The organism is Cupriavidus sp. H39 (assembly GCF_050271075.1).
GTDB lineage: Bacteria > Pseudomonadota > Gammaproteobacteria > Burkholderiales > Burkholderiaceae > Cupriavidus > Cupriavidus necator_B.
In genome coordinates, this window is sequence record NZ_CP189846.1 from 1,947,916 (window position 1) to 1,962,739 (window position 14,824).

Consider the following 14,824-nt stretch of genomic DNA (forward strand, 5'->3'; position numbering starts at 1 on the left):
GGCCGCTTTCCTGCATTTCCCTCAACCTGCAGTGCAGTTCCGGGAGGCAGTCCATGTCGAGCAATACGCAGTTGGCCAGCCATTGGCCGGTCATGTCGCTGGCCGAGGCGCACGCCCGCCTGACCGCGCCCGGCGCGCCCTTCGAAACCGAAACCCGCGTGATCCGCGGCATCCCCACCACGGTCTGGAAGAACGCCCCGCCCACGCTGCGCGAGCTGCTGCTGGCCACGCGCGCGTTTGCCGAGCGCACCTTCGTCGTCTACGAAGACGAGCGCGTCTCCTACGATGCGTTCCTGCGCGCCGCCGTCGCCATGGCCCAGGCGCTGGTGCGCGACGGCGTGCGCAAAGGCGACCGCGTGGCACTGGCCATGCGCAACTTGCCCGAGTGGCCGGTGGCGTTCTACGGCGCGCTGCTGACCGGCGCCATCGTGACCCCGCTCAATGCCTGGTGGACCGGCCAGGAGCTGGAATATGGCCTCGCCGATTTCGGCAGCCGCATCGCGATTGTCGATGCGGAGCGGCTCGACCGGATCCTCGAACACCTGCCGGGCTGTCCGGCGCTGGAACGCATCTACGTATCGCGCGCGGGCACTGCCCCGGCCGAGCCGCGCGTGACGGCGCTGGAAAGCGTGATCGGCCCTTCGGCCAGCTGGGCGGCGCTGCCGGACCAGGCGCCGCCGGCAGTCGAAATCGATCCCGACGACGACGCCACCATCTTCTACACCTCGGGCACCACCGGCAAACCGAAGGGCGCGCTGGGCACGCATCGCAACTCCACCTCGGTGGCGGTGGCCGGCGGCTTCAGCCCGCTGCGCAACCTGCTGCGCCGGGGCGAACCCATGCCGGCGCCGGATCCGGCCGCGCCGCAAAAATCAATGCTGCTGGCGGTGCCGTTCTTTCACGTCACCGGCTGCATGGCGGTGCTCAACGGCGCCATTGCCACCGGCGGCAAGATCGTGCTGCTGCACCGCTGGGACGCGCTGCGCGGCATGGAACTGATTGAGCGCGAGCGCTGCACCGCGGCGGGCGGCGTGCCCACCATCGCGTGGCAGATCCTGGAGCATCCGAAGCGCGGCCGCTTCGACCTGTCGTCGCTGGAGAACATCAACTATGGCGGCGCGCCTGCTTCGCCCGAACTGGTCCGGCGTATCCGCGAGGTGTTCCCGCTGGCCGCGCCGGGCATTGGCTGGGGCATGACGGAAACCTCGTCCACCTTCACCAGCCATAGCGCCGAAGAGTACGTGATGCGCCCCGACAGCAGCGGCCCCGCGCTGCCGATCGGTGAAATGAAGGTGGTCGACGGCCGCGGCCAGGCGCTGCCGCCCGGTGAAACCGGCGAACTGATGGCGCGCGGCGCCAATGTCGTGCGCGGCTACTGGAACAAGCCCGAGGCCACTGCCCAGACCTTTGTCGATGGCTGGCTGCGCACCGGCGACATTGCCCGGCTCGATGAAGAGGGCTACGTCTATATCGTCGACCGGATGAAGGACATGCTGATCCGCGGCGGCGAGAACATCTACTGCATCGAAGTGGAAAGCGCGCTGTACGAGCACCCCGCGGTCATGGACGCCTCGGTGGTCGGACTGGCGCACCGGACGCTGGGCGAGGAGCCGGCCGCCGTGGTCAGCCTGAAACCGGGCATGCAGGCGACCGAGGCCGAGCTGCAGCATTTCGTGCGCGAGCGGCTGGCGGCCTTCAAGGTGCCGGTGCGCATCCTGATTTACCACGAGATGCTGCCGCGCAATGCCAATGGCAAGATCATGAAATCGAACCTGCGCAAGCTGTTCGACGCAGCCGCGTAAGCTCAAGCAGCGCGACCGCATCGATCCGACCCACCAACAAGGAAGCAAAAATTGACCGACCAAGCCAAGCCGGATCCCTTGCTGTTTAACGCCGTGCGGGCCCTTGGCGCGGCAGCACTGGCCGCGCTGCTGGCCGGCTGCGCCGCCGGTGGCACCAACCTGTCCGCGGTGCCGGAGTTGCGTCCCGGCGTGCCGGCCGGCTACCTCGCCGCCGATGCGCGCCCCGACAGCCTGAAGCTGCTGTCCGCGCCGCCGGCGCAGGGGTCGGCCGCGCTGGCGCTGGATGAAGAGTCCGCGCGCCAGGCCGGTTCGCTGCGTGGTTCGCCACGCTGGCAACTGGCTGCCGAAGATGCCGTGCTGACCTTCCCCCAGGCGGCCAGCGCCTTTTCCTGCGCGCTGGGCGTGCCCGTCAGCGAGAAAGACACCCCTTACCTGAACATCCTGCTGCGCCGCAGCCTGGTCGACGCCGGCCTGTCCACGTACAAGGCCAAGGACCATTACAAGCGGACCCGCCCCTTCGTTGCCACCAAGACCCAGATGTGCACGCAGGCCGAGGCCGCCAAGCTGGAGAAAGATGGCTCCTACCCGTCCGGCCACAGCGCCATCGGCTGGGCCTGGGCGCTGATCCTGACCGAGATCGAGCCGGCCCGCGCCAATGAGTTACTGGCGCGCGGCCGTGCCTTCGGGCAGAGCCGCGTGGTTTGCAATGTGCACTGGCAGAGCGATGTCAATGCGGGTCGCACCATGGCGGCAGCAACGGTGGCGCGGCTGCATGCCGACCCGACCTTCCGCGCCGACCTGGAACGGGCCCGCGGCGAAGTGGCTGCCGCGCGCGCGGCGGGCGTGCGGCCATCGCGCGACTGCCAGGCGGAAAGCGCAGCGCTGGCGCCCTGAGCCCAGCACAACGGCACAAGCCGCCGGCGCGGTTATTTCACCGGAATCACCGTGCCGGCCGGCACCGGTACGGCGGTCACGCTATTCTGCGGGCTGCCGCTGACGATGCGATCCGAATACGTCAGGTAGACCAGCGTATTGCGCTTGCGGTCGACGGCGCGCACCACGTGCAGCGCCTTGAACAGGATCGACATGCGCTCGGAGAAGACATTGTCCTGCTGCCTGATCGGTCCCTTGAAGCCGATCGGGCCCACCTGCCGGCACGCGATCGAGGCCTCGGGCGGGTCCTCCGCCATGCCCAGCTGGCCCTTGATGCCACCGGTGCGGGCGCGCGACACGTAGCAGGTAATGCCGTCCACCTGGGGATCGTCATAGGCTTCGATCACGACCTTGTCGGATCCGGTCATGCGGAAATTGGTGCTGACGCTGCCGATCTCCTCGGCACTGGCAGCCGCAGCGGCGGTCACGCAGGCGGCGGCCAGCAGGGTGCGGACGAATAGGTGGTTGCGCTTCATGGCGGTATCGCGAGGCATTGGCACTCAGTTCACGGACGACTTGATGTCGCCGTGGCGCTTTTCCATTTCCTGGCGCAGCGCGCGGCGCTGCTGCGCGGCGGCAAAGCGCTGGCGTTCGACCTCGTCGCGCGGCTCCAGCGGCGGCACCTCGGCGGGGGTGCCGTTGTCGTCCACCGCCACCATGGTGAAATAGCAGCTGTTGGTATGGCGCACCAGCTTGCTGCGGATGTTCTCGGTGACCACCTTGATGCCGATCTCCATCGAGCTGCGGCCGGTGAAGTTGACCGATGCCAGGAAGGTCACCAGCTCGCCCACGTGGATGGGCTGGCGGAACACCACCTGGTCTACCGACAGCGTGACCACGTAGCGGCCGGCATAGCGGCTGGCGCACGCATACGCCACCATGTCCAGGTACTTGAGGATGGTGCCGCCGTGGACGTTGCCGGAAAAGTTGGCCATGTCCGGCGTCATCAGCACGGTCATGGAAAGCTGGTGGGACAGGTCATTCATGATGCGGGATACGAAGATTGCGGGGGCGGGATTGCCGGCATGCGGGCGCCGGCAGTTTAACCCGGATCGCCGCGCCGTTGCCGGCGGGCATGCCGCAGCGCGGCCCCCGGCCCCGGGGCACAAAAAAAGCGGCCTGCCAGGCCGCTTCTTTCGCTATGGACGCAAACTGCTTACTTTTTCTTGTTCACGGCGTCCTTGAAACCCTGGCCGGCCGAGAACTTGACCGTCTTGGCGGCCGGAATCTTGATGGTTTCGCCGGTGCGCGGATTGCGGCCGGTGCGGGCAGCGCGCTTGCCGGCACTGAAGCTGCCAAAACCCACCAGCGTTACAGAATCGCCCTTTGCCACTGCCTTCTTGATACTGTCCAGCGCTGCGTTGAGCGCACGCTCGGCGGCGGCATTGCTCAATTCTGCTTCCGCGGCGATGGCCGATACCAGTTCACCTTTATTCATGGCTGATTTCCCTTGTTGGTCGTCGTCACCGATGTGCGTGCCTCGCGGCAGGCCATCGATCGGCGCAGTCTAATCTGCCCGTCGCGCGTTGAGCAATCCCCAGTGGCACCAATGCGACAAAAAAACCCGCAAATCCTTGCTTGAGGCCGGTTAGCGGGCAATTTCCCCTGCTGTTCGCGCTTGCCAGGCGCCCCTTTATGCCAGGCTCGAGCGGCAGTTCGGAATCGTGCCCGCGAAAACTACGCAGCATAGGACAGATTCCCCGAAATGGGGCGATGCACCACAACGGGTCGCCCGATGCGCCCTTTCGCTCCATGCTGGCGCAGCGCGGGTCCGCCGCTGACGGCGGGCCCATGGCCACCGTGCTGCACGAGATCGACTGTGTGCGGCATGCCGGTGCGGCTTTTTACCCGGCACGGTGCAAGCGGCACCAGGATGCAGCCATCACTGGAACGCTTTTTGCATACTGATGCGCCCATTTTGAGCATGAGGTCACTTATGGACAACTGGAAGACCGGCACCGACGCGCTCTTTATCCTGCTTGGCGCCATCATGGTGCTGGCCATGCACGCCGGCTTTGCGTTCCTTGAACTTGGCACGGTACGCAAGAAAAACCAGGTCAATGCGCTGGTAAAGATTCTGGTGGATTTCGCCGTCTCCACCATCGCCTATTTCTTTATCGGCTACACCATTGCATATGGGGTGCAGTTTTTTTCCGGCGCCGAAACGCTGGCCCAGAAAAATGGTTACGAACTGGTCAGGTTCTTTTTCCTGGCGACTTTTGCCGCCGCCATTCCTGCGATTATCTCCGGCGGTATTGCCGAACGCTCGCGCTTCAACCCGCAACTGGTCGCCACGTTCGTGCTGGTGGGTTTTGTCTACCCGTTTTTTGAAGGCATGATGTGGAACCAGCGCTACGGCGTGCAGGACTGGCTGACGCGTGTTGCCGGCGCGCCCTTCCACGACTTTGCCGGTTCGGTGGTGGTGCATGCGCTGGGCGGCTGGATTGCGCTGCCCGCGGTGCTGCTGCTGGGCGCGCGCCGCGGCCGCTACCAGAAGGACGGCCGCATCAGCGCGCATCCGCCCTCGAACATCCCGTTTCTGGCGCTGGGCGCCTGGATTCTTGCGGTGGGCTGGTTTGGCTTCAATGTGATGAGCGCGCAGACCGTCGACAAGATCAGCGGCCTGGTGGCGATCAATTCGCTGATGGCGATGGCCGGCGGCACGCTGGCCGCCTGGATGGCCGGACGCAACGATCCGGGCTTTGTCTACAACGGGCCGCTGGCCGGCCTGGTGGCGGTATGCGCAGGCTCAGACCTGATGCATCCGCTTGGCGCACTGGTCACCGGTGCCGTGGCGGGGGCGCTGTTCGTCTATATGTTCACGCTGGCGCAAAACAAGTGGCATATCGACGATGTGCTTGGCGTGTGGCCGCTGCACGGGCTGTGCGGCGCGTGGGGCGGCATCGCCGCGGGCATCTTCGGCGCGAAGGCGCTGGGGGGCCTTGGCGGGGTGTCGCTCGGCGCGCAGTTACTGGGCACCCTGCTTGGCATCGTGGTGGCGCTGGCCGGCGGCACGCTGGTCTATGGCACGCTGAAGCCGCTGGTGGGTATCCGCCTCGACGCCGAGGGCGAGTTCAATGGCGCCGACCTGACGCTGCACCGGATTTCCGCGACCCCCGAGCGCGAAACCAACTGGTAATACCCGCCAGCGCATTTCCGATATAAACCGACGAGCCGTGCAACGCGGCTTGTCTTAACAATTATTTGCTTGCACTTCCAGGCGCGGCCTCTCAATAATTGCCGTGCCCAGGGATTGCGCCGCCACGGCGCGCAGGGGCTCGCACGCAGCGGCCGGCTGGTTCGGGGATTGTTGGGTCGGCGGCTGAGCGTCACACCCACATGAAAGGAATACGCCGATGGACGCCTCTACCTTCGACAACCTCAAGACCCTGGTGGTCGCCTACGCTACCGAATTCGGCGTCAAGATCCTGGCGGCCCTCGCCTTCTGGGTCATTGGCCGCTGGCTGATCCACGTCGTGGTGCGCATGGTGCAGAACGCGCTCGGCAAGCAGAAGGTCGATCCCACGCTGCTGCGCTATGTCGGCTCCATCGTCACCGTGACGCTGAATGTGGTGCTGGTGATCGGCATCCTCGGTTTCTTCGGCATCCAGACCACCACCTTTGCCGCGCTGATCGCCGCCGCCGGCGTGGCCATCGGCATGGCTTGGTCGGGGCTGATGGCAAACTTTGCCGCCGGCGCCTTCCTGGTGGTGCTGCGCCCGTTCAAGGTGGGCGACTTCGTCACCATTGGGGGCATAAGCGGCACGGTGCGCGAAATCGGCCTGTTCGCGACCACGCTGGACACGCCGGACAATGTCCAGACCGTGATCGGCAACAACAAGATCTTCAGCGACACCATCCAGAACTTCACCGCCAATGCGTTCCGGCGCGTGGAACTGAAAGCGCAGCTGGCCGGCAGCACCGACGTGGCCGACGCGTCGGCACTGCTGAAGACCCGCATCGCCGAAATTCCCAACGTGCTGGCCGAGCCGCCGGTCGACGTCGAGATCCTGGAGTTCACGCTGGTCGGCCCGGTGCTGGCGGTGCGGCCCTATTGCCACAACGACCATTACTGGCAAGTCTATTTCGACACCAACCGCATCCTTCGCGAATGCTTCGGCCAGGCCGGCTACGCCGCGCCGATGCCGGCCCACATGGTAGTGGTCCAACAGGCCGCGGCGCAGCAAGCTGCCGCGCAGCAGGCCGCCTGAACTGGCGCGCGGCGGCGATGTCAGCGGGTGCCCGGGCGTGCGCCTGCGCCCGAGCGCCCGTAATGGCGCATCAGCACCGCGCCGGCGCCGCAGGCCGCCATCACCACGCCCAGCGGCAGCGCGCTGCCGTCGCGCCACACGCTGACCGCGGCGCCGCCGAGCGTGCCGAGCGAAAACTGCAAGGTACCCATCAATGCCGAGGCCGTGCCGGCGCGATGCCCCTGGTGCGCGAGCGCCAGCGCCGATGCGTTCGGCGAGACGCAGCCCAGCGCACCGATAAACACGAAGAAGCCGGCCAGCAACACCGGCAGCACCGCCATCCCCGCCAGTGCGGCCACCGCCAGCACCGTCCCCGCGGCAAGGGCCGCCAGCAGCGTAGCGCCCAGCACCTGGTCGAGCGAACGCCCGCGCACCAGCCGGGCATTGAGCTGCGACATCGTGATCAGCCCCAGCGCATTGGCACCGAACACAAACCCATAGTGCGAAGGCGCGATGCCGTGCAGTTCGATCAGCACGAAGGGCGAACCCGAGATATACGCAAACATGCCCGCCGAGCCGAAGCCGGCCGACAGCGAATAGCCCAGGAACTCCCGGTCGCGCACCAGTTCCGCATAGCTGCGGGCCACGGTGCCGAGCCGCAGCGGCGCCACATGGCCGCGATCCAGCGATTCCTCCATGCGCAGGTGGACCAGCAGCAGGATCAGCAGCCCGGCCCCCGCCAGCACCCAGAAGATGGCGCGCCAGCCCGATACGGTCAGGACTGCACCGCCGATGATCGGCGCCAGGATCGGCGCCACGCCCATCACCAGCATCAACGAGGAAAACGCCCGCGCCGATTCATGCGCCTCAAGCCGGTCGCGGATCACCGCCCGTGCCATCACCATGCCGGCGCAGCCCCCCAGTGCCTGCAGGAAGCGCCATAGCATCAGCGATTCCACGTTGCGCGCCAGCGCGCAGCCCACGGCGGCGACGACGTAGAGGCACAGCCCGACATAGAGCGGCGGCTTGCGCCCGAAGCGGTCGCTGAAGGGACCATAGAAGGCTTGTCCGATTGCGAGCCCGACCAGGAAAGCGCCGAGGGTCAGCTGGACCTGGCCGATGTCGACGCCCAGATCGCCCGCCAGCGTCGGAAAACTCGGCAGGTACATGTCGATCGACAGCGGCGCGATCGCCATCAGCGAGCCGCAGATCAGCAGCCAGGCAGGAAAACGCGGCGTCGAGGCGGCGCTTGGGGAATGAGGCATGGAGGACAGTATCCGACGGCGATGGCGCTGCCCTGCGCAGCCGTACCGCACGGGCCGCGCAGGGAAAGACCTAATTGTTGCACAACATAACCAATGCGGCGGGGCCGCGACTAAGATCGCTTGCGGCCAGTCGCGCAGGAAAACCGGCCTGTCAGTTTCCCTGCCGAAGGCGGGTCCGGCAAAGCTGGCAAACCTCGCAGGATTGGTGAATAGTGGCGTCAGGCGCTGGCGTTCATGGCCTCTGCCACGCCGCAGCGCGAACACGCTTGCGGGACGCGACTTTCATGCGCCACGGGGTCGAGGGTACAATGCCAGCCTGTCGGCGTAAGACTCGCCGTCGGCCTCGCAGAGAGGGACGGCAAGTACAGGTCCCCGCAACATTAGCCTGCATGAGAATACGACACACGCCGCTTTTCGCTTCGCCAGGCATCGCCGCACTCGCGGCCGTGCTGCTGCTGCCGCTGCCCCTGACGGCCAAGGCAGCGCCGGCGCAGTTGCGCACTGCCAGCGTCCCGATGCTGGTTCCCGCGGCTGATGAAGCCGACCCGGTGGCCCGCATGCTCAAGGGCGCGGCCACCGGCCAGAACACCGGCGCCGCCGGCGTGCCCGAACTGCTGCGCAACGCCACCCGCCCCGACAACGTGCTGGCGCGCGCCTGCCGGCAACTCAACGACGCCCTGCCGATCGAGATCGACGGCGAGACCCGCCTGCGGCGCTGCCAGTCGGTTCCGGGCAAACACGTGTTGTTCCAGCTGGAACTGACCAATTACCGTGGGCCGATGCTGGACCTGGCCAGTTTCGAGGTGAATTACGCCGCGCCGTTGCAGCGCAATATCTGTGCGAACCGCGATGTCGAGATCCTGACCAAGCTGGGCGTCAGCATGTTGTTTCGCTACATGACCCGCAAGGACCGCGGCGAGCGCCGCATCGGCGACGTCTATATCAACGGCCCGATCTGCAGCGCTGCGCTGCGCTGACAGGCGACCGCCGCAAGCAAAACGGCCCGCTCGCGCGGGCCGTTTTTTTGCCTTGTGCAACCCGCTTCATGCGGCGCGCGGTCGCAGCGGCACCACGTTGGCGGCGCGCCGTACCAGCATGCGCGTGTCTTTCCAGCCGGCGTCGGCCAGCGGCGAGCCCCACACCAGTTCATGCAAGCGCGCCAGCGCGAACGGATTGCCGAGCAACACATGCTTCTGCGCCGGCGTGAGCGCGCGCGGCCCGTGCGTCAGCGCATGCTCGACCAGGCTCTCGTGGCGCTTGCGTGCCGAATCCGGCTGCACCACGCGCGGCGTCGCGGTCGCGCACATCAATGCATTGGTGACCGGGTCCACCACGGCGTCGATGAAGTTCGGCGTTTCGGCGGCATTTTCGACATGCTGCTGCGTTTCAACGATCTCGCGCGGCACCAGCGTTTCTTCCGGGATCATGAACAGCCCGGCGTTGCGCGAAACGCGCCCCAGCGACACCCGCGACAGCATCACCGACAGCGGGATCGACAGCGCCAGCGACCCGACGATCGGCAGCAGCCACAGCACATAGGACGGGTTCAGCCAATACACCAGCCCGCCCCACGCCAGCCCCAGCGCGGTATGCCAGCCGTGGCGGCGGAAAGCTTCGCCCCAGGTGGTCTCGGCATCTTCGCGCGGCGGCGATTTCCAGGAAATGCCCCAGCCGCTGTACGCCGCGATCACGAACTTGGTATGGAACAGCATGCGCGTAGGCGCCAGCAGCGCGGACAGCAGCACCTCGATCAGCATGCTGGCAAAGAGCTGCACCGCGCCGCCGTAGCGCCGCGCCTGCTTCATCAGCAGCGCCACGCTGGCGAGCTTGGGCAGGAACAGCAGCGTGGCCGTGGCCGAGAACAGCGCCAGTGCCTTTTCCGGATGCCATTCGGGCCAGGTCGGGAACAGCTGGTATTGCTGCGTAAAGTATTCCGGCGGCACCAGCGCGTGCTTGGCCAGCATCGCCGTGGACAGCAGCAGGAACAGCAGCCACAGCGGGGCCGACAGGTACGCCATGATCCCGGTCAGGAACACCGCGCGGTGCACGACGTGGAAGCCCTGCTTGAGCCACAGCCGGAAGTTCATCAGGTTGCCCTGGCACCAGCGGCGGTCGCGCTTGACCTCGTCCAGCAGGTTCGGCGGCAGTTCCTCGTACGAGCCCTCGAGGTCGTAAGCAATCCACACGCCCCAGCCGGCGCGGCGCATCAGCGCGGCCTCGACAAAGTCGTGCGACAGGATTTCGCCCGACAGCGGGCCGCGGCCTGGCAGCGGCGCCAGCGCGCAGTGTTCGATGAACGGCCTGACGCGGATGATGGCGTTGTGGCCCCAGTAATGCGACTCGCCCAGTTGCCAGTAGTGCAGCCCGGCGGTGAACAGCGGGCCGTACACACGCGTGGCGAACTGCTGCACGCGCGCATAAAGCGTTTCGCGGCCCACTGCCAGCGGCGCGGTCTGGATGATGCCGGCGCCGGGGTTGGCTTCCATCAGCCGCACCAGCGTGGCCAGGCAGTCGCCGCTCATCACGCTGTCGGCGTCGAGCACCACCATATAGCGGTACTTGCTGCCCCAGCGGCGGCAGAAATCGGCCACATTGCCGGTCTTGCGCTTCACGCGGTGGCGGCGCCAGCGGTAAAAGATGCGGCCGAAGCCGCCGACGGCGCGGCACAGTTCCATCCAGGCATCGTGCTCGGCGGTGCGCAGGTCCGGATTGCCGCTGTCCGACAGCACGATGAAGTCGAAGTTGGACAGGTGCGGCGTGCGCGCCAGCGATTCATAGGTGGCGCGCAAGCCCGCGAAGACGCGCGTCACGTCTTCATTGCAGATCGGCATGATGATCGCGGTGCGGGCCTCGGGCGCTATCGGCGCGTCGGGCCGGTCCGGCACCGCCGAGCGCGAGATCAAATGCTTGTCGCCCCCCTTGGCCAGCACCAGGAAGCCCATCATCGCGGTCCAGAAGCCGGCCGACACCCATGAGAACAGGATGGCGAACAGCACCAGGATGGCGATCTCGAGCGGATCCGTGCCGTGGTACGGCAGCACGTTGGTCATGAAGTACGTCGCCAGCACGGTCTGGAGCGCGACCAGGCCCAGCAGCACCCAGCGGCGGTGCGAGCCCGCGGGATGCCATTTGCCTTCGGCGTCGGGCCCGTCGTGCAAGGTGTCCCACGTCTCGGGCACCGGCGGGCGGCCCAGCATGCGGCGCCACGTGTTGCGCAGCCAGCCAGTAACGATATGCGGCGGCCACTGGCGCGGCACCATCGAGCTGCGCTCGGGCGCGGGGCCGGTGTCGGCCTTGACGGTGCCGTCTTCGCGCCGCCGCAGCAGCGGCGCGCCGCCAACCTGAGGATTGCCGTAAGCCATGGCGAAGCGGCGGCCCACCGAGGCGTAGGCGCTGCTGCCGTGCGCCGGCGGCGTGTCCTTGCCGGCCAGGCGTGACTGCAGGCGCGTGATCGCCTCCTGCGCGTCGCGGCCATCGGCCGTGACCGGGATCACCGGCGCCACGGAAGCCCGCGGCGTGGCGGGTGCCGCCGCGGCGGCGGCCATGCTCGGGCTATCGGCCAGCAGTTCGCTGCGCGCTTCCGGCGATACGGGCAGGCGGTCGAGATAGCGCTCGCATGCCGCCGCCTGGGCCGGTCGCTGCTTTAGGCGGGGGGTAAGATGTAGCTCCACGTCTCGGATAGGGTTGTATTGCCGTTGCGAAGATAGCCGCGCAACTCTACCGGCTTGGTTTCATCCTTGCGGCGCATCAGCATGGTCATGCGCCAGCCACCGGTCGCGTCATTGCGCTGCACCGATGTCTTCAGCAGCTCGCCGTTGGCATCGGCCGAAACCACCGGGTCGATGCGCACGTCCGCCGGCAGCCTGCGGAAGGCCGGGCCTTCGAAGTCCACCACCAGCGAAAAGCTCGTGTCCTCCTTGCTGCGCGTCTGGCCCTGGCCCATGCGGGTCTGGGTCACCCACGACAGCGGCGGCTCTTGTTCGCCGTCCTTCTGCCACAGCAGGCGGTACTCGTAATCGAAGGCTTGCTTCGGCTTGGGCGGGTTGTCCGGCACCCAGTACGCGACGATGTTGTCATTGGTCTCGTCCGGCGTCGGGATCTGTACCAGCTCCACCCGGCCCGAGCCCCAGTTGCCGCGCGGCTGCACCCAGCCGCTTGGCCGGCGCTCGTACCATGCGCCGATCTCCTGGTAGCTGTTGAAGCTGCGATCGCGCTGCATCAGCCCGAACCCCTGCGGATTGGTCGCGGCGAACGAAGTCACCAGCAGCCGCTTGGGATTGACCAGCGGGCGCCAGACCCATTCCCCGGTGCCGAGGTGGATCGACAGGCCGTCCGAGTCATGCACCTCCGGCCGGAAATCCTGCGCGGGCGACGGCTGGTTCTCGCCGTACAGGTACATGCTGGTCAGCGGCGCGAGGCCAAGCTTGGTCACGTTCTCGCGCAGGTAGAGGCGCGACTTGACCTCCATCGCGGTCTCTGCTCCGGGCTTGATGGTGAAACGGTACGCCCCGCTCATGCGGCGCGAATCCATCAGCGCATAGATGGTGATTTCCTTGGCATTGGGGCCCGGGCGTTCGATCCAGTATTCAACGAAACGCGGGAACTCCTCGCCCGAGTTGAGCGCGGTATCCACCGCCAGGCCGCGGGCCGAGAGCCCGTACCACTGGTCCTTGCCGAGCGCGCGGAAGTAGCTGGCGCCGAGGAACGACGCCAGCTCGTCCTTGCGCTTGCCCTGGTTCAGCGGATACAGGATGCGGAACCCGGCATAGCCCAGGCCCTTAAGCTTGGCGGCATCGACCTTGTGCGGGCCGTAGTTGAACGCGGAAGGGTCGAAGCGGAATTCGCGCACGCTGTTGCCGACCACTTCATGGATGCGCACGGGCTGGTCGAACACCATGCCCTCGTGGAAGAACGACAGCTCGAACGGCGAACGCGTGCCGCGCCAGGCGAAGCGCTCCGGCTTGTATTCGATCTCGCGGTAGCGCTCGTAGGTTAGCTCGCGCAACTCCCGCGGCAGGTTCTGCGCAGGCGCCTTGTAAGGCGACGCCGCCAGCTGGCGCGCGCGCGCCGCGACGGTGTCGAAGTCGAACGCGTGGGCCGCCATCGCACACAGCGCCAGCGCCCCCACGCCGAACCAGCCCGCGATCCGTGCACCGGCCCGCGCGGCGCGGCGACGGGCACCCGGCCCGGCGGGCAAGGTAAACGGTTCGGCAATTCGTGGCGTGGCGATCTGTGACATGTATGCCAGGGTGAGCGGTTGAATCGGAGCGGTCGGCATCGGCGACCTGAACGAAGAAGGACACGGCAAGGGATGAGCCGGGCGCCGAGCGGCGAGGCCCTGACGCGGGGCAAGTTGCCCGCGGGGCACCGTGTCCGGTTTGTTGCGATGCGCAATAAACCATAGCAACTCGAGACGCAAAAGTCACGTTTCGATCACGCAAGGTTTGAAACAAAATGTTGGTGAGGTAGCCCGAAAGCCGCACCACGTCTGGCTTTCCGGACGATGAGGTCACATCGCCCCAGGTTTCGGCGAGCGCAGCGCGCGTAGGCAGTCACGCCCGCTCGCCGGGCCGGTCCGAACCGCGCCCGGCCCAATTAATACACTGTTACTTTTTGGCGCCTTCGCTGTAGGGATCAAACTTGCCGCTCTTGGCGCCTTCGGAATAGGGATCGAACTTGCCGCTGTTCATGCCGCCCTGGCTGAACGAGTCAAAAGACTTCTGCGCCCCGCCCTGGACCGGCTCCATCTGATCAGGCCGGGCGCCCGGGTTCAGCGAGGTCACGTTATCGCTTTTTGCGCCGTCGCTGTACGGGCTGAACTTGTCCTGCTTCGCACCGTCGGTGTAGGGATTGAATTTGTCCTGCTTGGCACCGTCGGTGTACGGATTGAACTGGTCGGCCTTGCCCGCGGTCTGGGCGTGCAGCGTGCCAAAGGCACAGGCGGCGGCCAGGCCGATTGTGAGATAGCGCAGCGTCATGGGATCTCCTTTCGCAGGAATGGGGCGCCCGTCGCGCAGGCGGCACGATGGGGCAGAAATCAACGCTAGGTCAGGGGCAGGCAGGTGTCAACCGCAGGCCGGTTGCCGCGGTTGGCGTGCCGCGCCGGCAATCATCGTCCACCGCCCGCATTGCGCTTACAATGCCACTCGAACGCCACCATGAAGCCACAAGGAACCGTCATGCTGCCTCGGCAAACCACCCCCAACGCCAGCCTCGCCCGCCCCGCCCTGCGTGCCGCATTCGCGGGCGCGCTGGGAGCTGCGCTGCTGTTCGGCGCCGCTCCGGCGCAGGCGTATTTCGACAACTACCTGAGCGGCACCATCATCGGCACGCTCAACGAGAAGGAAGGCGCGTCGCTGGCCAAGTCAGTGCGCACGGCGCTGAACGACACGGCCGATGGTCAGTCCGTGGCATGGACCTATCCTGCCGCGGCAAGGCGCCAGCAGATCGACGGCACCATTACCCCGATCGAAAGCAAGACCGACAAGGGCCAGCCTTGCCGGCGCCTGAAGTCAGATCTCAAGCGCGGCAGTGCCGAAGAACACTGGAGCGGCTGGTTCTGCAAGCAGTCCAACGGGCAATGGAAGTCGCGCCACGTGGGCGAATAAGCTGGCCCGCAGCAGGCTGTGCCGCG

At 66.6% G+C, this 14,824-nt stretch carries 13 protein-coding genes; 6 read left to right on the forward strand and 7 right to left on the reverse strand.

Annotated elements, in window-relative coordinates:
- Positions 1-53: 53 nt before the first annotated feature.
- Positions 54-1,802: a class I adenylate-forming enzyme family protein gene (locus ACOCMH_RS09255; protein ID WP_427306694.1), complete on the forward strand. Its 1,749-nt coding sequence runs from the start codon at positions 54-56 to the stop codon at positions 1,800-1,802.
- A 51-nt stretch (positions 1,803-1,853) separates the two neighbouring features.
- Positions 1,854-2,696, forward strand: a complete 843-nt coding sequence (locus tag ACOCMH_RS09260) for an acid phosphatase (RefSeq protein WP_427306695.1) — start codon at positions 1,854-1,856, stop codon at positions 2,694-2,696.
- 32 nt (positions 2,697-2,728) lie between these two features.
- On the opposite strand, the gene ACOCMH_RS09265 is transcribed toward ACOCMH_RS09260, so the two are convergent.
- The 3 genes from ACOCMH_RS09265 to ACOCMH_RS09275 all read right to left on the reverse strand — a co-directional run bounded on the left by ACOCMH_RS09265 (position 2,729) and on the right by ACOCMH_RS09275 (position 4,173).
- On the reverse strand, positions 2,729-3,211 hold the full coding sequence (locus tag ACOCMH_RS09265; protein ID WP_427306696.1) for a CreA family protein: 483 nt from the start codon (positions 3,209-3,211) through the stop codon (positions 2,729-2,731).
- A 24-nt stretch (positions 3,212-3,235) separates the two neighbouring features.
- Positions 3,236-3,721 (reverse strand): acyl-CoA thioesterase, encoded by a 486-nt coding sequence (locus ACOCMH_RS09270; protein ID WP_427306697.1) that lies wholly within the window; start codon positions 3,719-3,721, stop codon positions 3,236-3,238.
- Between the two features lie 170 nt (positions 3,722-3,891).
- Complete coding sequence (locus tag ACOCMH_RS09275; RefSeq protein WP_010814166.1) at positions 3,892-4,173, reverse strand: HU family DNA-binding protein; 282 nt, start codon at positions 4,171-4,173, stop codon at positions 3,892-3,894.
- 498 nt (positions 4,174-4,671) lie between these two features.
- On the opposite strand from ACOCMH_RS09275, the gene ACOCMH_RS09280 reads away from it, so the two are divergent.
- Positions 4,672-5,874: an ammonium transporter gene (locus tag ACOCMH_RS09280; protein WP_427306698.1), complete on the forward strand. Its 1,203-nt coding sequence runs from the start codon at positions 4,672-4,674 to the stop codon at positions 5,872-5,874.
- A gap of 217 nt (positions 5,875-6,091) precedes the next feature.
- Entirely contained in the window at positions 6,092-6,946 is an 855-nt protein-coding gene (locus ACOCMH_RS09285; protein ID WP_427306699.1) for a mechanosensitive ion channel family protein, read from the forward strand.
- Positions 6,947-6,966: 20 nt separating this feature from the next.
- Here the strand turns inward: ACOCMH_RS09285 and ACOCMH_RS09290 are convergent, their stop codons facing one another.
- Entirely contained in the window at positions 6,967-8,190 is a 1,224-nt protein-coding gene (locus ACOCMH_RS09290; protein WP_427306700.1) for a Bcr/CflA family multidrug efflux MFS transporter, read from the reverse strand.
- 389 nt (positions 8,191-8,579) lie between these two features.
- Here ACOCMH_RS09290 and ACOCMH_RS09295 point away from each other — a divergent pair, with 389 nt between their 5' ends.
- Complete coding sequence (locus tag ACOCMH_RS09295; RefSeq protein WP_427306701.1) at positions 8,580-9,167, forward strand: hypothetical protein; 588 nt, start codon at positions 8,580-8,582, stop codon at positions 9,165-9,167.
- A 66-nt stretch (positions 9,168-9,233) separates the two neighbouring features.
- On the opposite strand, the gene mdoH is transcribed toward ACOCMH_RS09295, so the two are convergent.
- The 3 genes from mdoH to ACOCMH_RS09310 all read right to left on the reverse strand — a co-directional run bounded on the left by mdoH (position 9,234) and on the right by ACOCMH_RS09310 (position 14,168).
- A complete protein-coding gene (gene mdoH, locus ACOCMH_RS09300; RefSeq protein WP_427306702.1) occupies positions 9,234-11,861 on the reverse strand; it encodes a glucans biosynthesis glucosyltransferase MdoH in 2,628 nt (875 codons plus the stop codon).
- The gene (locus ACOCMH_RS09305; protein ID WP_427306703.1) at positions 11,834-13,429 is read right to left on the reverse strand and encodes a glucan biosynthesis protein G; all 1,596 of its coding nucleotides are present in this window, start codon (positions 13,427-13,429) and stop codon (positions 11,834-11,836) included. Before ACOCMH_RS09305 ends, mdoH begins: the two co-directional genes overlap by 28 nt.
- 367 nt (positions 13,430-13,796) lie before the next feature.
- Positions 13,797-14,168 carry a hypothetical protein gene (locus ACOCMH_RS09310; protein ID WP_427306704.1) on the reverse strand — a complete coding sequence of 124 codons (372 nt, stop codon included), beginning with the start codon at positions 14,166-14,168 and terminating at the stop codon, positions 13,797-13,799.
- Between the two features lie 201 nt (positions 14,169-14,369).
- Here ACOCMH_RS09310 and ACOCMH_RS09315 point away from each other — a divergent pair, with 201 nt between their 5' ends.
- Positions 14,370-14,798 carry an RT0821/Lpp0805 family surface protein gene (locus ACOCMH_RS09315; protein WP_427306705.1) on the forward strand — a complete coding sequence of 143 codons (429 nt, stop codon included), beginning with the start codon at positions 14,370-14,372 and terminating at the stop codon, positions 14,796-14,798.
- Positions 14,799-14,824: the final 26 nt, after the last annotated feature.